This is a genomic window from Streptococcus sp. HJ1, from assembly GCF_052399005.1.
Classification (GTDB): Bacteria; Bacillota; Bacilli; order Lactobacillales; family Streptococcaceae; genus Streptococcus.
Genome location: NZ_CP199005.1, coordinates 418,675 through 438,394 on the forward strand (window position 1 = coordinate 418,675; position 19,720 = coordinate 438,394).

Consider the following 19,720-nt stretch of genomic DNA (forward strand, 5'->3'; position numbering starts at 1 on the left):
CCTAGTGACAGAAGCATCTAGCTCAGTTAACTTCAAAGGACTATAATTGAAGTATGAAATGGAGGAAGAAAAAATGAAAAATAAAATGATTGTCGCAGTGAGTTTAGTAGCAGCAGGAGTTATGACCTATCTCATGTTTTCAGGATTGGACGAGGGTTTCTATCATTTTCCTTGGGAGCTCTTTGCTGGCTTTGGAATGATGTCTTGGCTTGTCAGAGAAGGTTTGAAATTAGTCAGAGATGTAAAAAAGGAGTTTGAGGAATGAAAAAAGCAATCATCTATTTCTTTATCGGCCTGTCACTCTTGGTATGGTTAGTGGAAATGTTTACTGGTTGGTTTGACCAAACCGTGCTTCGCCAATTTATTCGTGGTGCTTGGGGTTTTGGGTTTATGATTTTCGTCGTTTTCCCTATGGGAATGAAGTGGTTGAAAGGAGAATCTCATGACTGTGATTAAAGTTGAGAAATTGAGTAAGAAAATAAAAGACAAGGAGATCTTGCGGAACATCTCCTTTGAAATCAACGATGGTGAATGTGTCGCCTTGATCGGACCTAACGGAGCAGGTAAGACGACCTTGATTGATTGCCTCTTGGGCGACAAGTTCGTGAGCTCAGGTCAGATAGCTATTCAAGGCTTTGCACCAACAGATCCTCGATTAAAGCAGCTTATTTCTATCTTACCTCAAGAAAATACGGTGGTTCAAGACTTGAAAGTGAAAGAACTCTTATCCTTCTTTCAATCAATCTATCCAAACAGTCTCTCCAATCAAGAAATTGATGACTTGCTGAGATTTTCGGACAAACAGAAAAATCAGCTAGCGGGCAAGTTGTCTGGTGGGCAAAAACGTTTGTTCTCTTTTGTGTTGTCTTTAATAGGTCGTCCGAAAATTCTATTTTTAGACGAGCCAACTGCTGCCATGGATACCTCGACTCGTCAGCATTTTTGGGAAATTGTCAATCAGTTAAAGAAAAATGGTGTCACCATTGTCTATTCTTCCCACTATATCGAAGAGGTAGAACATACGGCTGACCGCATTTTGGTCCTCCACAAGGGAGAATTGATTCGCGATACGACGCCTTATGCCATGCGTGGTGAAGAACAAGAAAAACACTTTACGGTACCTCTAACTTATCAGGAAGTTATCAGCACTTTGGACCAGGTTCAAGAGCTTGAAATCAAGCAAAATGCTCTTTCCTTCACAACCAAAGAAGCCAGCCAGGTATGGAAAGTCTTGCAAGATCAGGGCTGCATGATCGAAGAAATTGAAGTTCGCAATCGAACTCTCTTAGACAGTATCTTCGAAACGACTCAAGATTAAAGGAGATTGACGATGAAAAATATGACAAGTCTCATGAAAGTGGAAATCATTCTGATGAAACGGCAAGCAGTCTACTACTTGCTATCCATCGGACTTCCAAGTGTGTTTTACCTTATCTTTTCTGGTATGATGTCAGGGTCAGATATTCCAGAAATTGCTCTTCAAGCCTATCTTTTTGCCATGACGCTCTTTAGTATCATGTCAAGTGCTTTTTTCAGTATCCCAAGCACACTCGAGTCTGATAAGACAAACAACTGGCAAAAATTGATTCAACATTCTCCCGTATCTATGGTAGAATATTATGTATCAAAACTGTTCAGTACCCTACTGACTTTCTTGTTATCAATTACAGTTGTCTTTTCAGTTGGTCATTTTGTCCGTGGAGTGACTCTGCCTTGGCTTGACTGGATGGTAATTGGTGCTATTTTGCTGATCGGAAGCGTGGTCTTTATCAGCATGGGGGTCTTGGTGAGCTTGCTACCCAGTGCTCAACTGATGACGGTTGTTGGAAATATTGCCTATATTGCTTTGGCTGTTCTAGGTGGACTGTGGTTCCCCTTGGATTCCTTCCCAGAATGGCTCCAATCTATTGGAAAGCTGACTCCAACCTATCAACTGATGCAGGTCGTCTCTACTTATTTGGAACACCATGAATTTAATATTCTTTCTGCCTTGGTTGTGCTAGGCTATACAGTTTTCTTTGGTGTACTGGTAATCCAGCTGAAAAAAAGGATTGAGGTAAAATAAATCTATGTTGGAAAAATTTAAAAACATTCATTATATGTTTCATATTTCAATTGTGTTTATCATCTTTCCTATAGCGGGTGTCATCGTTGGAGATTACCCGCTTTTAACCTTGCTATGGACCCTACTATTTGTACTTGCCTTCTATTCGGTTTTAATCAGTCAGAATCGCACCGTGCAGTGGCTAGCATGGTGGTCCATGCTTGTCTACATTTTTTATACATCTGTTTGGCTAAGTTCAGGTTTCACATGGTTTATCTTTTATTTATCCAATCTCCTTATTTATGAGCTGGATGAGATTTCTTTTCACTCTTGGCGTTTTGTCAGTTTTATTGTCCTGCAACCATTTATTCTGACCGGAATCTATATGGTCAATCATGTTAGTCCCTGGCAGCTACTCTTTTTCTTGGTGACCTTTATCTTTTCCGATGCAATGACCTTTGGTCTCTATCGAATTCGATTGTCGGAGGACATAAAAGAAGAAAAGATGAAACAAAATGCCAAGCTCAATCTTTTCTTGGCTGAAAACGAACGCAGTCGTATCGGTCAGGATCTCCATGACAGCCTAGGTCATACCTTTGCCATGTTGAGTGTGAAGACGGACCTTGCCCTCCAGCTTCTTCAAATGCAGGCCTATCCTCAAGTGGAAAAAGAATTAAAAGAAATTCATCAAATCAGTAAAGAATCCATGAATGAAGTCCGTACAATTATCGAAAATCTTAAAACAAGAACCCTTGCTTCCGAGTTTGCGACTGTTAAAAAAATGCTGGAAATTGCAGGAATTGAAACGGAAATCAATCACCAACTAGATACAGCTAGCCTAACTCAGGAATTAGAATCAACGGCCTCCATGATTTTGCTTGAGTTAGTGACCAACATCATCAAGCATGCTAAAGCATCGAAAGCTTACTTGAAATTAGAACGAACTGAGAAAGAACTCATCCTAACAGTGAGAGATGATGGCTGTGGCTTTGCTTCACTAAAAGGAGATGAACTCCATACCGTTCGAGACCGTGTCCTTCCTTTTTCAGGAGAAGTAAAGGTGATCATTCAGAAACATCCGACTGAAGTGCAGGTTCGGCTACCTTATAAGGAGAGAAATTAAGATGAAATTACTTGTTGCAGAAGATCAAAGTATGTTGCGAGATGCTATGTGCCAGTTGCTTACCTTTCAACCAGATGTAGAGTCTGTCCTACAAGCCAAGGATGGCCAAGAAGCAATCCAACTCTTAGAAAAGGAGTCTGTAGATATCGCCATTCTTGACGTAGAAATGCCTGTTAAGACAGGCCTCGAAGTCTTGGAGTGGATACGAGCAGAAAAGCTAGAAACAAAGGTGGTTGTGGTGACGACCTTCAAACGTCCCGGATATTTTGAACGTGCGGTCAAGGCTGGAGTGGATGCTTATGTCTTGAAAGAAAGAAGCATTGCAGACCTCATGCAAACCTTGCACACTGTTCTCGAAGGACGCAAGGAATATTCGCCTGAATTGATGGAAGTGGTGATGACGCATCCTAACCCGTTAACAGAGCAAGAAATCACTGTTTTAAAGGGAATCGCTCAGGGCTTGTCTAATCAAGAAATCGCAGATCAGCTTTATCTATCAAATGGAACCGTCCGAAACTATGTCACCAATATTCTTTCGAAACTAGATGCTGGTAATCGAACAGAGGCAGCCAACATTGCAAAAGAATCTGGTTGGCTTTGATAAGAAGGGTTAAAAAATTCCGAAACGATAACTTGAATCAAAGGAAATCCATACTAGAAAGGAGGAGGTAAATCGCCTCCTTTTCTGGTTTAGAAAAGCGGTGAAAGCTAGTGTCAAAGAGTTAAAAGATCAGAATAAAAATGAAAAATATCTTGACAATGAAGGAAAAATTGTGTTACAATAATAGACGGTACTTTTTACTTTTGGTCTCTCAAAAGTGTACAGGGACGTGCTGACAAATGTTGCAAAAGTACACACAGATGGTAGCTGTCACCAAGTGTATCATCACCAAAAATAAAAAAACACAGGAGAATGTAGATGCCTACAATTAACCAATTGGTTCGCAAACCGCGTAAATCAAAAGTAGAAAAATCTAAATCACCAGCTTTGAACGTTGGTTACAACAGTCATAAAAAAGTTCAAACAAACGTTTCTTCACCACAAAAACGTGGTGTTGCAACTCGTGTGGGAACAATGACACCTAAAAAACCTAACTCTGCCCTTCGTAAATTCGCTCGTGTACGTTTGAGCAACCTTATCGAAGTTACTGCCTACATCCCAGGTATCGGACACAACTTGCAAGAGCACAGCGTGGTGCTTCTTCGTGGTGGACGTGTAAAAGACCTTCCAGGGGTACGTTACCATATCGTCCGTGGTGCACTTGATACTGCAGGTGTTAACGATCGTAAACAAGGCCGTTCTAAATACGGTACTAAACGTCCAAAAGCATAAGGAAAGGGGATAAAGAGAAATGAGTCGTAAAAATAGAGCTCCAAAACGTGATGTATTGCCAGATCCGCTTTACAATTCACAACTAGTTACTCGTCTTATCAACCGCGTTATGCTTGATGGTAAACGTGGTACAGCTGCTTCAATCGTTTACGGTGCTTTTGAGCAAATCAAAGAAGCTACTGGAAACGATGCACTTGAAGTATTTGAAACAGCTATGGAAAACATCATGCCTGTACTTGAAGTACGTGCACGTCGTGTTGGTGGATCTAACTACCAAGTCCCAGTTGAAGTTCGTCCAGAACGTCGTACAACACTTGGACTTCGTTGGTTGGTAACCATCGCTCGCCTTCGTGGTGAACACACAATGCAAGACCGTCTTGCAAAAGAAATCTTGGATGCTGCGAACAACACTGGTGCAGCTGTTAAGAAACGTGAAGACACTCACCGTATGGCTGAAGCTAACCGTGCCTTCGCACACTTCCGTTGGTAATAAAATGATACTAAGAGCGGCAAAGGCCCAAGGCAAAAATAGGAAACTGATGCAGTGTTCCGTGAACACAAAGCAGTTTATCTTTTTTGCACCGGGCCTCGCTCGGGTTCAAATCAGTTAACTTGAGCTTTTAGCCCGAGTTCAATTCAACTTGTCTACAAGTTGAAACCAACAAAAACAAGATAAACATTGAGAACGGGTAGGTCCTGCCTATCCGTTTTTATTAAAATCGTGTTATAATAGAATAGAAATTAAAATAAATAGGAGAAACAAACCTCATGGCACGCGAATTTTCACTTGAAAAAACTCGTAATATCGGTATCATGGCTCACGTCGATGCCGGTAAAACAACAACTACTGAGCGTATTCTTTACTACACTGGTAAAATCCACAAAATCGGTGAAACTCACGAAGGTGCGTCACAAATGGACTGGATGGAGCAAGAGCAAGAACGTGGTATCACTATCACATCTGCTGCGACAACAGCTCAATGGAACAACCACCGCGTAAACATCATCGACACACCAGGACACGTGGACTTCACAATCGAAGTACAACGTTCTCTTCGTGTATTGGACGGTGCGGTTACTGTTCTTGACTCACAATCAGGTGTTGAGCCTCAAACTGAAACAGTTTGGCGTCAAGCAACTGAGTACGGAGTTCCACGTATCGTATTTGCCAACAAAATGGACAAAATCGGTGCTGACTTCCTTTACTCAGTAAGCACACTTCACGACCGTCTTCAAGCAAACGCACACCCAATCCAATTGCCAATCGGTGCTGAAGATGACTTCCGCGGTATCATCGACTTGATCAAGATGAAAGCTGAAATCTATACTAACGACCTTGGTACAGATATCCTTGAAGAAGATATTCCAGCTGAATATCTTGACCAAGCTCAAGAATACCGTGAAAAATTGGTTGAAGCAGTTGCTGAAACTGATGAAGACTTGATGATGAAATACCTTGAAGGTGAAGAAATCACTAACGAAGAATTGAAAGTTGCTATCCGTAAAGCAACTATCAACGTTGAATTCTTCCCAGTATTGTGTGGTTCTGCCTTCAAGAACAAGGGTGTTCAATTGATGCTTGATGCGGTTATCGACTACCTTCCAAGCCCACTTGACATCCCAGCAATCAAAGGTATCAACCCAGATACAGACGAAGAAGAAACTCGTCCAGCATCTGACGAAGAGCCATTCGCAGCTCTTGCCTTCAAGATTGCAACAGACCCATTTGTAGGTCGTTTGACATTCTTCCGTGTATACTCAGGTGTTCTTCAATCAGGTTCTTACGTAATGAACACTTCTAAAGGTAAACGTGAACGTATCGGACGTCTTGTGCAATTGCATGCCAATAGTCGTCAAGAAATCGAAACCGTTTATGCTGGTGATATTGCAGCTGCTATTGGTTTGAAGGATACAACTACTGGTGATTCATTGACAGATGAAAAAGCTAAAATCATCCTTGAGTCAATCCACGTTCCAGAACCAGTTATCCAGTTGATGGTTGAGCCAAAATCTAAAGCTGACCAAGATAAGATGGGTATCGCACTTCAAAAATTGGCTGAAGAAGATCCAACATTCCGCGTTGAAACAAACGTTGAAACTGGTGAAACAGTTATCTCAGGTATGGGTGAACTTCACCTTGACGTCCTTGTTGACCGTATGCGTCGTGAGTTTAAAGTCGAAGCGAACGTAGGTGCTCCTCAAGTATCTTACCGTGAAACATTCCGCGCTTCTACTCAAGCACGTGGATTCTTCAAACGTCAGTCTGGTGGTAAAGGTCAATTTGGTGATGTATGGATTGAGTTTAGTCCAAACGAAGAAGGTAAAGGATTCGAATTCGAAAACGCAATCGTCGGTGGTGTGGTTCCTCGTGAATTTATCCCAGCGGTTGAAAAAGGTTTGGTAGAATCTATGGCTAACGGTGTTCTTGCAGGTTACCCAATGGTTGACGTGAAAGCTAAGCTTTACGATGGTTCATACCACGATGTCGACTCATCTGAAACTGCCTTCAAGATCGCGGCTTCACTTGCTCTTAAAGAAGCTGCTAAGTCAGCACAACCAGCTATCCTTGAGCCAATGATGCTTGTAACCATCACTGTTCCTGAAGAAAACCTTGGTGATGTTATGGGTCACGTAACTGCTCGTCGTGGACGTGTAGATGGTATGGAAGCTCACGGTAACAGCCAAATCGTTCGTGCTTACGTTCCACTTGCTGAAATGTTCGGTTACGCAACAGTTCTTCGTTCAGCATCTCAAGGACGTGGTACCTTCATGATGGTATTTGACCACTACGAAGATGTACCTAAGTCAGTACAAGAAGAAATCATTAAGAAAAACAAAGGTGAAGACTAATCAGTCCTCACTCTAGAAGGAAGTCACTTAGTGGCTTCCTTTTTTGTCTTTAACTATTCATTTTTGCTGAATATAGTATACAAATTTGGTCGTTAAGTGAGAAAAATACTAATTCTATCCAGAAAGAAAATAATCTAATTTGATAAATTAAAGTAAATAAAGGTTCCTAATTCCGTAGAAAAGTTAATAAAAATGAGGAAAAGATTCATAAATACACTTTTAGATAGAAAATTCAGAAAATTGACTCTTTTGCCTTGAAAATTTTTGAAAAAATGGTATGATAGTAACAAGCTATTTTTTTAAGAGAAGAGAAAGGGGAACAATGGAGAAAATCAGTTTAGAATCTCCTAAGACGGGGTCGGACCTAGTTTTGGAAACACTTCGGGACTTAGGGATTGATACCATTTTTGGTTATCCTGGTGGTGCAGTCTTACCTTTGTATGATGCGATATACAATTTTAAAGGTATTCGCCACATCTTAGGACGCCATGAGCAAGGTTGTTTGCACGAAGCTGAAGGATATGCCAAATCAACTGGAAAGTTGGGCGTTGCCGTCGTCACGAGTGGGCCGGGAGCAACAAATGCCATTACAGGGATTGCAGATGCCATGAGCGATAGCGTTCCCCTTTTGGTCTTTACAGGTCAGGTTGCGCGAGCTGGGATTGGGAAAGATGCCTTTCAGGAAGCAGACATCGTGGGTATTACCATGCCCATTACCAAGTACAATTACCAAGTTCGTGAGACAGCAGACATTCCTCGTATCATTACGGAAGCTGTCCATATCGCAACGACAGGTCGTCCAGGTCCTGTTGTGATTGACTTGCCAAAGGATGTATCAGCTCTAGAGACAGATTTCATTTATTCACCAGAGGTGAATTTACCAAGTTACCAACCGACGCTTGATCCGAATGACATGCAAATCAAGAAAATCTTGAAGCAATTGTCAAAAGCCAAGAAACCTGTTTTGTTAGCAGGCGGTGGTATCAGCTATGCGGAAGCTTCCAAGGAGCTCAATGAATTTGCTGAACGTTACCAGATTCCAGTAGTCACTAGTCTTCTGGGGCAAGGTACCATTGCAACGAGTCATCCGCTCTTCCTAGGGATGGGAGGCATGCACGGTTCTTTCGCAGCCAACATTGCAATGACGGAAGCGGACTTTATGATTAGTATTGGTTGCCGTTTCGATGACCGCTTGACTGGGAACCCTAAGACCTTCGCGAAGAATGCTAAGGTTGCCCATATCGATGTTGACCCAGCTGAGATTGGTAAGATTATCAGTGCAGATATTCCTGTAGTGGGGGATGCTAAGAAAGCCTTGCAGATGCTACTGGCAGAACCAACTGTTCATAACAATACTGAAAAGTGGATTGAAAAAGTCACCAAGGACAAGAATCGAGTTCGTTCTTATGATAAGAAAGAACGTGTGGTTCAACCGCAGGCCGTTATTGAACGCATCGGTGAGTTGACGAATGGGGATGCCATTGTTGTCACAGACGTCGGGCAACACCAAATGTGGACAGCTCAGTATTATCCTTACCAAAATGAGCGTCAGTTAGTCACTTCAGGTGGTTTGGGTACCATGGGCTTCGGAGTTCCTGCAGCTATTGGAGCCAAGATTGCCAATCCAGAAAAAGAGGTCATCCTTTTTGTCGGTGATGGTGGTTTCCAAATGACCAACCAAGAGCTAGCAATCCTAAACATCTACAAGGTGCCGATTAAGGTTGTCATGTTGAATAACCACTCACTAGGAATGGTTCGTCAGTGGCAGGAATCCTTCTATGAGGGTAGAACTTCCGAGTCAGTCTTTGATACACTTCCTGACTTCCAGCTGATGGCACAGGCCTACGGCATCAAAAACTATAAATTTGATAATCCAGAGACGATAGAGAAGGATCTAGAAGTCATTCTGGAGGATGTGCCCATGTTTATCGAGGTGGATATTTCTCGTAAGGAACAGGTATTACCGATGGTACCAGCTGGTAAGAGCAATCATGAGATGTTGGGGGTGCAGTTCCATGCGTAGAATGTTAACAGCTAGATTACAAAACCGTTCAGGAGTTTTGAATCGTTTTACAGGTGTCCTTTCTCGTCGTCAAGTCAATATTGAGAGTATCTCAGTTGGTGCGACAGAGAACCCCAATGTATCTCGCATCACCATCATTATTGATGTAGCTTCTCATGATGAAGTAGAGCAAATCATTAAACAGCTCAATCGTCAGATTGATGTGATTCGCATTCGAGATATCACAGATAAACCACACTTGGAAAGAGAAGTTATCTTGGTAAAAGTATCTGCTCCTGCTGAGAAGCGTGCAGAAATCTTGGCCATTATCCAACCTTTCCGTGCAACGGTAGTAGATGTGGCTCCAAGCTCAATCACCATCCAGATGACGGGAAATGCTGAAAAGAGTGAAGCTTTATTGCGAGTGATTCGACCATACGGCATTAAAAATATCGCTCGTACGGGTGCAACTGGATTTACCCGCGACTAATACTCTTTGATTTTCAATGAGTATAAAATCCAGCATAAATTTGTTTAACCAGCCTATAAGGCAATAAAAATAGAAAAGAGAGAAAAACTATGGCAGTTCAAATGGAATACGAAAAAGATGTTAAAGTAGCAGCGCTTGACGGTAAAAAAATCGCCGTAATCGGTTATGGTTCACAAGGACATGCGCATGCGCAAAACTTGCGTGATTCAGGTCGTGATGTCATCATCGGTGTGCGTCCAGGTAAATCTTTTGACAAAGCAAAAGAAGACGGATTTGACACTTACACAGTAGCAGAAGCTACTAAATTGGCTGACGTTATTATGATTTTGGCACCAGACGAAATCCAACAAGAATTGTACGAAGCAGAAATCGCTCCAAACTTGGAAGCTGGAAATGCAGTTGGATTTGCTCATGGTTTCAATATCCACTTTGAATTTATCAAAGTTCCTGCAGATGTAGATGTCTTCATGTGTGCTCCTAAAGGACCAGGACACTTGGTACGTCGTACTTACGAAGAAGGATTTGGTGTGCCAGCTCTTTACGCAGTTTACCAAGATGCTACAGGAAATGCTAAAAACATTGCTATGGACTGGTGTAAAGGTGTTGGGGCAGCTCGTGTTGGTTTGCTTGAAACAACTTACAAAGAAGAAACTGAAGAAGATTTGTTTGGTGAACAAGCCGTACTTTGTGGTGGTTTGACTGCTCTTATCGAAGCAGGTTTTGAAGTCTTGACAGAAGCAGGCTATGCCCCAGAATTGGCTTACTTTGAAGTTCTTCATGAAATGAAATTGATCGTTGACTTGATCTATGAGGGTGGATTCAAGAAAATGCGTCAATCTATTTCAAACACTGCTGAATACGGTGACTATGTATCAGGTCCACGTGTGATTACTGAGCAAGTGAAAGAAAACATGAAAGCTGTTTTAGCAGATATCCAAAATGGAAAATTTGCAAATGACTTTGTAAATGACTACAAGGCTGGTCGTCCAAAATTAACTGCTTACCGTGAACAAGCAGCTAACCTTGAAATTGAAAAAGTTGGTGCAGAATTGCGTAAAGCAATGCCTTTCGTTGGTAAAAACGACGACGACGCATTCAAAATCTACAATTAATTCTTGTAAAGAGAGACAGAAGGCGAGTTGGGGGTACCTAACTCGTTTTTTATCTTGAAAAGTATATGAGGAGGAGACAATGCTAAGTGCAAAAGATGTGGTGAAAGCCCACAAAGTTTTGAGTGGTGTAGTAGTTGATACACCACTAGAATATGATCATTATTTATCAGAAAAATACCAAGCAAAGATTTATCTCAAAAAGGAGAATGCGCAACGAGTTCGCTCTTTTAAGATTCGTGGAGCCTATTATGCCATTTCTCAACTATCAAAAGAAGAACGCGAGCGTGGTGTAGTCTGTGCCTCTGCGGGAAATCATGCCCAAGGTGTCGCCTATACTTGTAATGAGATGAAGATTCCTGCAACCATTTTTATGCCCATCACAACACCGCAACAAAAGATTGGGCAGGTTCGCTTTTTCGGTGGAGAGTTCGTGACAATCAAGTTGGTTGGGGATACCTTTGATGCTTCTGCTAAGGCAGCACAAGAATTTACATTGACAGAAAACCGCACCTTTATCGATCCTTTTGATGATGCGCATGTTCAGGCTGGTCAAGGGACTGTAGCCTATGAGATTCTTGAAGAAGCCCGTAAAGAGTCTATTGATTTTGACACAGTACTTGTACCAGTAGGTGGTGGCGGATTGATTGCCGGTGTTTCTACTTATATTAAGGAAACCAACCCGACCATTGAAGTGATTGGGGTAGAAGCTAATGGTGCTCGCTCTATGAAAGCTGCCTTTGAAGCTGGGGGACCAGTTAAGCTCAAAGAAATTGATAAGTTTGCTGATGGGATAGCCGTACAAAAGGTTGGACAATTAACCTATGAAGCGACCCGTAAGAATGTTGAAACGCTGATTGGGGTGGACGAGGGATTGATTTCCGAAACCTTGATTGATCTTTATTCCAAACAAGGTATTGTAGCAGAACCAGCCGGAGCTGCCAGCGTTGCAGCCTTGGAAGTTTTATCAGACTATATCAAAGGCAAGACGATTTGTTGTATTATTTCTGGAGGAAATAACGATATCAACCGCATGCCGGAGATGGAAGAACGTGCCTTGATTTACGATGGAATCAAGCATTACTTTGTAGTGAATTTCCCACAACGTCCAGGAGCTCTACGAGAGTTTGTAAATGACATTTTGGGGCCAAATGATGACATCACTCGTTTTGAATATATCAAACGAGCAAGCAAGGGGACAGGCCCTGTCTTGATTGGGGTAGCTCTTGCCAATAAGCATGATTATGCTGGCTTGATTCATCGAATGGAAAAGTTTGACCCATCTTATATTAATTTGAATGGGAACGAAACATTGTATAATATGCTAGTTTAAGCTAAAATAAAATTATTATCATATTATTTGCGTAATGATGTTGATGGTGCTATAATGAGGGTGACGAAAGGGGGAGATTCCCATGGTTTTACAAATTTTACTTATTTTATTGTTTTTAGTGGTGATTGCATCAGTGATTATGATTAGTTCTGTGTATGTGGTTCGACAACAATCGGTCGCTATCATAGAACGCTTTGGTAAATACCAAAAGTTGAGCAATAGTGGTATTCATTTACGAGCTCCTTTTGGAATTGATAGGATTGCGGCAAGAGTTCAACTACGCTTGTTGCAAAGTGAGATTGTTGTAGAGACAAAGACGCAAGATAATGTATTTGTAACGATGAATGTGGCAACTCAGTATCGAGTGAATGAAAATAATGTCACAGATGCTTATTATAAATTGATGCGTCCAGAAGCCCAGATTAAATCCTATATAGAAGATGCTTTGCGTTCATCTGTACCAAAGCTAACCCTAGATGAGTTGTTTGAGAAGAAGGATGAAATCGCCTTAGAAGTTCAAAAACAAGTGGCTGAAGAAATGTCTACGTATGGGTATATCATTGTCAAAACGCTGATTACTAAGGTTGAACCTGATGCTGAAGTAAAACAATCAATGAATGAAATTAACGCGGCTCAACGTAAGAGAGTTGCGGCGCAAGAGCTTGCTGAAGCAGATAAGATTAAAATCGTGACCGCAGCAGAAGCAGAAGCAGAAAAAGATCGCCTACATGGTGTAGGGATTGCAGAGCAGCGTAAAGCAATTGTTGACGGACTAGCTGATTCTATCCAAGAGTTAAAGGGAGCCAATGTTGAGCTAACTGAAGAACAAATCATGTCTATCCTATTAACGAACCAGTATTTAGATACGTTGAATAATTTTGCAGATAAAGAGGGTAATAATACAATCTTCCTACCAGCAAATCCTAATGGAGTCGAGGACATAAGAACTCATATATTATCGGCTTTAAAAGCCAAATAAAAATATGCAGAATAATATAGTTACGACGAATATATGTTTTTTTATTGACAAATGAAATAAAAACGTATACAATTAAGTATTGTAAAGAATAATTTAGGAGAAGAACATGGCTAAGTCGAACTTTGAAAAAGTAGAAGCAGTTGTTGGCTGGGTTCGTGATAAGAAAATCACAGGCTACCGTATCTCTAAAGAAACGAATGCGCGTGAAATGTCTATCATTGCTCTAGCACAAGGACGCGCAAAAGTTAAAAATATTTCATTTGAAACAGCTCTTGGTTTAATCGATTTCTATGAAAAAAATCATGAAAAATTTGAAGATTAAACTGTGGTCACAGGCAGATTCCTGAATCGAGTCTGCCTTTTCTTTACAATTACAAATTAAAAAGACTGCATTCTTTATGCAGTCTTTGTTTATTAGCTGAGATAGCGTTGAAGAAATTCTTTTGTCCGTTCTTCTTTAGGGTTCGTGAAGAGTTCTTCTGGTTTACCTTCTTCAGCAATGACGCCCTTATCCATAAAGATGACACGGTGAGAGACATCGCGAGCGAATTCCATTTCGTGGGTTACAACGATCATGGTCAAGCCTTCTTGAGCCAAATCCTGCATAATTTTGAGGACTTCTCCGACCATTTCAGGGTCAAGAGCAGATGTTGGTTCGTCGAAGAGAATGGCATCAGGATTCATGGAGAGAGCGCGGGCGATAGCCACACGTTGTTTCTGACCACCTGATAGTTGCTTCGGTTTGGCTTGCCAGTAACGTTCTCCCATACCAACTTTTTCGAGATTCTCTTTGGCAATTTTTTCAGCTTCAGAGTGGTCACGTTTGAGTACAGTTGTTTGGGCAACGATCGTATTTTCAAGGACATTCAGATTTTCAAAGAGATTGAAAGATTGGAAAACCATACCGAGCTTTTCACGATAATGGGTGAGGTTATAGCCTTTTTCTAAGACATTTTCTCCTCGATAGAGAATCTCACCCTCTGTAGGTGTTTCTAGTAAATTAATCGAACGAAGGAAGGTTGATTTTCCACTTCCTGAGCTCCCGATGATGGAAATAACCTCTCCTTTATGGACGGTGAGAGAAATGTCTTTTAGCACTTCGTTTTGCCCATAGGATTTTTTGAGGTGTTTGATTTCAAGAATTGGTTGTGTCATTTTTTCAAATCCTCCGTTTGCATTTGGTTAGCACCTGTAGTGTAAGTATCCATGTCCATACGACGTTCGATGAAGCGTAGGATACGGGTCACAGTAAAGGTGAGGACAAAGTAAATCACGGCGATGATGGTAAAGGTCTGGAAGTATTGATAGGTTTGTGTTGCTACAGTATTTCCTGAGAAATAAAGCTCAACAACTGAAATAACGTTCAATACAGAGGTATCTTTGATATTGATGACAAACTCATTACCAGTAGCAGGTAGAATATTACGGACAACCTGAGGTAGGACAATCTTACGCATGGTTTGATTGTGGGTCATACCAAGAGCGGTTGCGGCTTCAAATTGTCCCTTGTCAACTGCCAGTATACCACCACGGACGATTTCTGTCATGTAGGCACCCGTATTGATTGAGACGATGAAGATAGCAGCTAGTGTCCGGTCAAGGTTAATACCAAAAGCTTGAGCAGTTCCATAGTAGATAACCATGGATTGAACAATCATCGGTGTACCACGGAAGATTTCAATATAGACATTGAGAATCCAACCGACTAGTTTCTGTAGGGCGTACATTGCCTTATTCTCAGATAGTGGAGCAGTACGGAAGACCCCGATTGCAAGTCCGATAAGGAGACCTATGATGGTTCCGATAATGGAGATTAAGAGTGTGATACCAGCACCACGCAAGAGTTGTTGCCAGTTTTCAGAAAGGATCTTAGCGACTTGGCTAAAGAAACTACTTTCTTCCTCTGTTGTTGTAGACTCCACAGGTTGCTCTTTGATCATACGATCCATGAGGGCTACTTGCTCATCCTTTGAGATGGTTTCGATGCTCGCATTGATTTGGTTGATACGGCTGTCATCTTTACGAAGTCCAATGGCAATAGCTGTATCTTCTTCGCCAGTTTTGAAACCTGGTTGAGGTTGGATCATTTTGAACTTAGCGTTAGCAGACTCAGCGGTCATTGCTTCAGGTCGTTCAGAAACATAGGCATCAATAACACCAGCCTCCAGAGCTTGACGCATTTGGGCGAAGTCACCCATAGCTGTTTCTTTTTTGGCACCTGGAATTTGGGAAATCAGGTCATAAAGATAAACACCTTGTTGAGACGTGATTTTTGCTCCACTAAAGTCTTCCAAAGATTTGGCATTCGCATAGGCAGAGTCCTTTTTTACCAATAGAACCGGTTCGCTAGTATAGTAACTGCTTGAAAAAGCAATTTCTTGTTTGCGTTCAGCGGTTGGGCTCATACCGGCAATGATCATATCGATTTTGCCAGAAGTAAGTGCTGGAACAAGTCCTTCCCATTTGGTTTTCACGACCAAAGGTTCCTTGCCTAAGTCTTTGGCAATCTTTTTTGCGATTTGAACATCGTAGCCGTTGGCATATTGGTTGGTACCGTCGATTTTGACGGCGCCGTTACTATCGTCGTCTTGAGTCCAGTTGAAGGGAGCGTAAGCAGCCTCCATCCCGATGCGTAAATATTCGTCGGCTTGGACTTGGCTAACTAGTCCTAAGGTAAGGGCTAGGCTAGCAAGGATAGATAAGCATAATTTTTTCATGTTTTCTCCTATTTCTAGTCTAAAAATGACTCTCTCTATTGTATCTAAAAATAGTGAGATTTTCAATACAAGTAAGCCTTTACTTATAAAAAATGATATAATGGTAAAAAGATTGAAAGGGAACCGATCATGAAAAAAAGATGGCTGTTGGCTTTGGTATTTACTTATTTATTATTTATCCCGAGCTTGGTTTTTGCAGTAGACTTTGATATCTTATCCTATCAGGGGGATTTGAATATTCATGCAGATAATACTGCAATTTTTAAGGAAACAATTACCTACCGCTTTGGAGACGATTATAATGGTCAGTTGGTTGGACTAGGGAAAGCTGGGAAAATGCCGGAAGGATTTGACATTGATCCCGACCCGACTGTTCAGGTCTCTAAAAATGGAAGAATTGTTCAAAATGTTTCCTTCTATACTATGGAGGAAGAGGACGGCTACAAGGTAAAAATTTACAATGCTGGATATGCTGGAGATACTGTTCGTGTAACGGTTACCTGGAAACTAACAAACCTTCTCTTCTTATATAAGGATATCGCAGAGCTAAATTGGCAACCCTTGACAGATAGTACTGGAGACATCAAAGAGATTGAGTTCAAGGTCAGCTCAGATACTCCAGCAGAGAAACTCTATTTTCATGCAGGCCAACTCCTAAGGGACTCTAGTGTTGAAAAAGTAAATAATCTCTATCATGTCAAAATGAAAGACCTTCCGAGAAAGCGACAAATCGAATTACATGCTTACTGGCCGAGAAGTGCTTTTGCAGAAGCTCCAGATCAAGGATTAGAGGAAGAACGTTTAACCGATTTTAACCGGATTGAAAGCAATATAGCGACAGAAAAAGCGCAAAGTGAGATGTTGATGAAATGGGTATTTCCCGTCATTTTTATGAGTCTCTTACTTCTAGTTCCTCTCTTCTATAGGAAGTTTCGTCAGAGTACAAGCATTAAAAAGGTCTTTCCAAAAGATCATCGACTCTACGAACCACCGATGGATTTGCCTCCAATGGTTTTAGCAGAAGCAGTGTATTCAACCTCCTTAGAGGAAGTCAATCCCCTAAACAAATCAGGGTTTGGTAAATTTACTTTTGAACGTTTGATTCAGGCAACCTTGTTGGATTTAGTAGATCGAGGCCATTTATCTATTTTCCAAGGGGATGAGGAACCTTATGTGCGCATTATCAGTGAAAAGGGTTTGTCCAATTTTGAGAAGGAATGCCTGCGCATGACTTTGTCAAATAAGAAAGAATTGGCTATTTCAGAGCTCTTCCCTGATTACCAAGTTTCATCTTCCCTTTACCGTGGTGCCAAAGAGTCAGATGAAAAACATATCCGAGAAACAGGCTCGCGTCTTAAACGCTCCTTTGAAGGAAGACTTCAACGCATTCAGTCTTGTGTCAAGGATAAGGTCCATGTACTTCGTATCCCAAGCTACTATCGTTCCTTGACAAGCGAGGAACGCCGCCTTGCTCTCGGGATGCGAGTTTGTTCAGCCATAACAGCTCTAGGTGGACTGCTATTCTTTTACTATAGCTGGCAAACACATGGTTTCTTTTCGATCCCATTTCTACTCTTAGGATTGACAGGATTAGGGACTAGTTTCTGGGTTTATCTTGCCACGCGAGGAGCCTATCGCGATGGAGTTCTAACAGAGGAAGGAGCGGAAATCTTCTATCTCTGGACGAGTTTTGAAAATATGCTTCGGGACATCGCTCATCTGGATCAGGCCGAGCTAGAGAGCATCGTCCTTTGGAACCGTCTACTGGTCTATGCGACTCTCTTTGGTTATGCCAAGAAGGTGAGCAAGTTAATGAAAGTCCGTCATATTCAGCTTGAAAATCCAGATTTGAATCTTTATGTAGCCTATGGTTGGCACTCACAGTTCTACACCTCAACTGCACAAATCAAGCAATATACTGCTGTCGCAAATACAGCTAGCAATTACTCTGTATCTTCTGGAAGTGGTTCTTCAGGTGGAGGATTCTCAGGAGGAGGTGGCGGTGGAAGCATCGGCGCCTTCTAAAAAATCTATCGCAACATCCGAAATTATGCTATAATAGAGGACAGAAAAAGGAGTAATGTATGTATTTTATTGAAATTTTGAAGTCAATCTTTTTTGGGATTGTTGAAGGAATTACAGAATGGTTGCCGATTTCAAGTACTGGCCACTTGATCTTGGTTGAAGAATTTGTCCAATACAAGGACCAGAATGAAGCCTTCATGTCCATGTTTAATGTTGTCATCCAGCTTGGTGCCATTTTAGCAGTTATGGTCATTTACTTTAACAAGCTTAATCCTTTCAAACCTGGTAAAACTAAGGTAGAAGTTCGTAGAACTTGGCAGTTGTGGTCAAAAGTCTTTGTTGCGACCTTGCCTTTGCTATTGGTTTTTAAACTAGATGATTGGTTTGATGCCAACTTCCATAACATGGTTTCAGTTGCAATCATGTTGATTATCTATGGTGTTGCCTTTATCTACCTTGAAAAACGAAATAAGGCGCAAGCCATTGAACCAACAGTGACAGAGCTAGACAAGTTGCCCTATAAAACAGCCCTTTACATTGGGCTCTTCCAAGTCCTCGCCCTCTTTCCAGGAACGAGCCGTTCAGGTGCGACGATCGTTGGTGGTTTGTTAAATGGAACAAGCCGCTCAGTCGTAACAGAGTTCACCTTCTATCTCGGAATTCCTGTTATGTTCGGAGCCAGTGCCTTAAAGATTTTTAAATTTATTAAAGCAGGTCAACTATTGAGTTTTGGACAACTGTTCTTGCTCTTGGTAGCTATGGGTGTTGCCTTCGCAGTCAGCATGGTTGCCATTCGTTTCTTGACCAGCTATGTGAAGAAGCACGACTTTACACTCTTTGGTAAATACCGTATTGTACTCGGTAGTGTCTTGTTGCTCTATAGTTTTGTGCGTTTGTTTGTATAAGTTGAAAATAGAATAAAATAGGATAGTTCGCCAAAAAAACATTTGGGGAACTATCCTATTTTTTTATAATCGTTTAGTTTATTTTTTTCACCTTATTATGCCACCTTGTCCTACGTTTATCCAAGGCTTTAAAAGTAAACGAAAAGATTGTATTTAATTTGATTGACTTAAAATTTCTTGGATCAAAGATTCATCAAAAATATCTAATCCAATGGATTGAAGCATAAATTGTAAAAAATAGATACGATCAACTATTTTTTCGGAAGAATTTTCAAAAATACTCCCTTCTACCCAAAAGTTAGTCAAAAGCAAGATTGTCTCGGCTGCTTCATTAGGGAAGGGGATAGGTTGGATGGACTGATCTTCTATTCCTTTTTTTATAATATCAGCAATAAGGGGAGTTCCTATACGCAGATTGTAACGGATAATAGTCAGCATGAACTCCGCATCAAGAGGCGCGTGATTCAACATCTCGTAGTTAGTTTTCTGACTTTTTAAACTAAACTGAAAGGTTTCTTTGAGCTGCTCTCTTCCAGTTAAATGATTGGTGGATTCAAGCCAGTCTACCAATTCCTTTTCCATCAATTGATAACGCTGTTTTAAAACTGCAAAAAAAATTTCATCTTTTGATTGAAAATGGTGATAAATGGCTCCTTTTGAAATGCTAGCTGTTTGCGCTATGTTTTGTACACTTGTTTTTTCATAGCCGTTGTGAATAAAAAGCTGTGAAGCTGTTGATAAAATTTTCTCAATCATTGCTTGAGATTTTTCTGTTTTTGCGACCATTGAGTTCCTTCTCTCTGTTTTATT

At 41.1% G+C, this 19,720-nt stretch carries 20 protein-coding genes; 17 read left to right on the top strand and 3 right to left on the bottom strand.

All coding sequences use genetic code 11. The annotated features are described in order from the left end of the window. Window positions 1-58 precede the first annotated feature (58 nt). The 15 genes from ACT17O_RS02100 (at window position 59) to ACT17O_RS02170 (ending at window position 13,585) form a co-directional block, all read left to right on the top strand. Window positions 59-265: a hypothetical protein gene (locus ACT17O_RS02100; protein WP_000390738.1), complete on the top strand. Its 207-nt coding sequence runs from the start codon at window positions 59-61 to the stop codon at window positions 263-265. Continuing rightward, window positions 262-456 carry a hypothetical protein gene (locus ACT17O_RS02105; protein WP_000709167.1) on the top strand — a complete coding sequence of 65 codons (195 nt, stop codon included), beginning with the start codon at window positions 262-264 and terminating at the stop codon, window positions 454-456. The genes ACT17O_RS02100 and ACT17O_RS02105 overlap by 4 nt, the downstream gene beginning before the upstream one ends. Further along, window positions 443-1,318, top strand: a complete 876-nt coding sequence (locus ACT17O_RS02110; RefSeq protein WP_000216048.1) for an ABC transporter ATP-binding protein — start codon at window positions 443-445, stop codon at window positions 1,316-1,318. The genes ACT17O_RS02105 and ACT17O_RS02110 overlap by 14 nt, the downstream gene beginning before the upstream one ends. A 12-nt stretch (window positions 1,319-1,330) precedes the next feature. After that, complete coding sequence (locus tag ACT17O_RS02115; protein ID WP_000794227.1) at window positions 1,331-2,065, top strand: ABC transporter permease; 735 nt, start codon at window positions 1,331-1,333, stop codon at window positions 2,063-2,065. Between the two features lie 4 nt (window positions 2,066-2,069). Continuing rightward, entirely contained in the window at window positions 2,070-3,167 is a 1,098-nt protein-coding gene (locus ACT17O_RS02120; RefSeq protein ID WP_061587141.1) for a sensor histidine kinase, read from the top strand. Between the two features lies 1 nt (window position 3,168). Continuing rightward, complete coding sequence (locus ACT17O_RS02125) at window positions 3,169-3,768, top strand: response regulator transcription factor (protein WP_070567312.1); 600 nt, start codon at window positions 3,169-3,171, stop codon at window positions 3,766-3,768. Window positions 3,769-4,086: 318 nt separating this feature from the next. Further along, window positions 4,087-4,500, top strand: coding sequence for a 30S ribosomal protein S12 (gene rpsL, locus ACT17O_RS02130; RefSeq protein ID WP_001142332.1), 414 nt, complete (start codon window positions 4,087-4,089; stop codon window positions 4,498-4,500). 19 nt (window positions 4,501-4,519) lie between these two features. Beyond that, entirely contained in the window at window positions 4,520-4,990 is a 471-nt protein-coding gene (rpsG, locus tag ACT17O_RS02135; protein WP_000087873.1) for a 30S ribosomal protein S7, read from the top strand. 278 nt (window positions 4,991-5,268) lie between these two features. Next, window positions 5,269-7,350: an elongation factor G gene (gene fusA / locus ACT17O_RS02140; RefSeq protein WP_000090340.1), complete on the top strand. Its 2,082-nt coding sequence runs from the start codon at window positions 5,269-5,271 to the stop codon at window positions 7,348-7,350. Between the two features lie 322 nt (window positions 7,351-7,672). Further along, the gene (locus ACT17O_RS02145; RefSeq protein ID WP_444817637.1) at window positions 7,673-9,373 is read left to right on the top strand and encodes an acetolactate synthase large subunit; all 1,701 of its coding nucleotides are present in this window, start codon (window positions 7,673-7,675) and stop codon (window positions 9,371-9,373) included. Continuing rightward, window positions 9,366-9,842: an acetolactate synthase small subunit gene (gene ilvN, locus ACT17O_RS02150; protein ID WP_001253813.1), complete on the top strand. Its 477-nt coding sequence runs from the start codon at window positions 9,366-9,368 to the stop codon at window positions 9,840-9,842. The genes ACT17O_RS02145 and ilvN overlap by 8 nt, the downstream gene beginning before the upstream one ends. Window positions 9,843-9,931: 89 nt before the next feature. Next, window positions 9,932-10,954, top strand: a complete 1,023-nt coding sequence (gene ilvC, locus ACT17O_RS02155; RefSeq protein WP_000290683.1) for a ketol-acid reductoisomerase — start codon at window positions 9,932-9,934, stop codon at window positions 10,952-10,954. Window positions 10,955-11,033: 79 nt separating this feature from the next. Continuing rightward, on the top strand, window positions 11,034-12,284 hold the full coding sequence (ilvA, locus tag ACT17O_RS02160; RefSeq protein WP_000947300.1) for a threonine ammonia-lyase IlvA: 1,251 nt from the start codon (window positions 11,034-11,036) through the stop codon (window positions 12,282-12,284). 82 nt (window positions 12,285-12,366) lie between these two features. Next, window positions 12,367-13,263: an SPFH domain-containing protein gene (locus ACT17O_RS02165; RefSeq protein ID WP_000244061.1), complete on the top strand. Its 897-nt coding sequence runs from the start codon at window positions 12,367-12,369 to the stop codon at window positions 13,261-13,263. Between the two features lie 106 nt (window positions 13,264-13,369). Further along, on the top strand, window positions 13,370-13,585 hold the full coding sequence (locus ACT17O_RS02170) for a capsule biosynthesis transcriptional regulator (RefSeq protein WP_001130031.1): 216 nt from the start codon (window positions 13,370-13,372) through the stop codon (window positions 13,583-13,585). Window positions 13,586-13,677: 92 nt separating this feature from the next. Here the strand turns inward: ACT17O_RS02170 and ACT17O_RS02175 are convergent, their stop codons facing one another. Together ACT17O_RS02175 and ACT17O_RS02180 are read right to left on the bottom strand one after the other, a co-directional pair. Further along, on the bottom strand, window positions 13,678-14,418 hold the full coding sequence (locus tag ACT17O_RS02175) for an amino acid ABC transporter ATP-binding protein (protein WP_000193352.1): 741 nt from the start codon (window positions 14,416-14,418) through the stop codon (window positions 13,678-13,680). After that, a complete protein-coding gene (locus tag ACT17O_RS02180) occupies window positions 14,415-15,980 on the bottom strand; it encodes an ABC transporter substrate-binding protein/permease (RefSeq protein ID WP_049520836.1) in 1,566 nt (521 codons plus the stop codon). The genes ACT17O_RS02175 and ACT17O_RS02180 overlap by 4 nt, the downstream gene beginning before the upstream one ends. Before the next feature lie 129 nt (window positions 15,981-16,109). Between ACT17O_RS02180 and ACT17O_RS02185 the strand changes: the two genes are divergently transcribed. Both ACT17O_RS02185 and ACT17O_RS02190 read left to right on the top strand, forming a co-directional pair. Then, window positions 16,110-18,005 (top strand): DUF2207 domain-containing protein, encoded by a 1,896-nt coding sequence (locus ACT17O_RS02185; RefSeq protein WP_049520837.1) that lies wholly within the window; start codon window positions 16,110-16,112, stop codon window positions 18,003-18,005. A 59-nt stretch (window positions 18,006-18,064) separates the two neighbouring features. Continuing rightward, the gene (locus tag ACT17O_RS02190; RefSeq protein ID WP_000273567.1) at window positions 18,065-18,910 is read left to right on the top strand and encodes an undecaprenyl-diphosphate phosphatase; all 846 of its coding nucleotides are present in this window, start codon (window positions 18,065-18,067) and stop codon (window positions 18,908-18,910) included. A gap of 153 nt (window positions 18,911-19,063) precedes the next feature. Here the strand turns inward: ACT17O_RS02190 and ACT17O_RS02195 are convergent, their stop codons facing one another. Continuing rightward, window positions 19,064-19,696 (bottom strand): TetR/AcrR family transcriptional regulator, encoded by a 633-nt coding sequence (locus ACT17O_RS02195; RefSeq protein WP_444817638.1) that lies wholly within the window; start codon window positions 19,694-19,696, stop codon window positions 19,064-19,066. Between the last annotated feature and the right edge of the window lie 24 nt (window positions 19,697-19,720).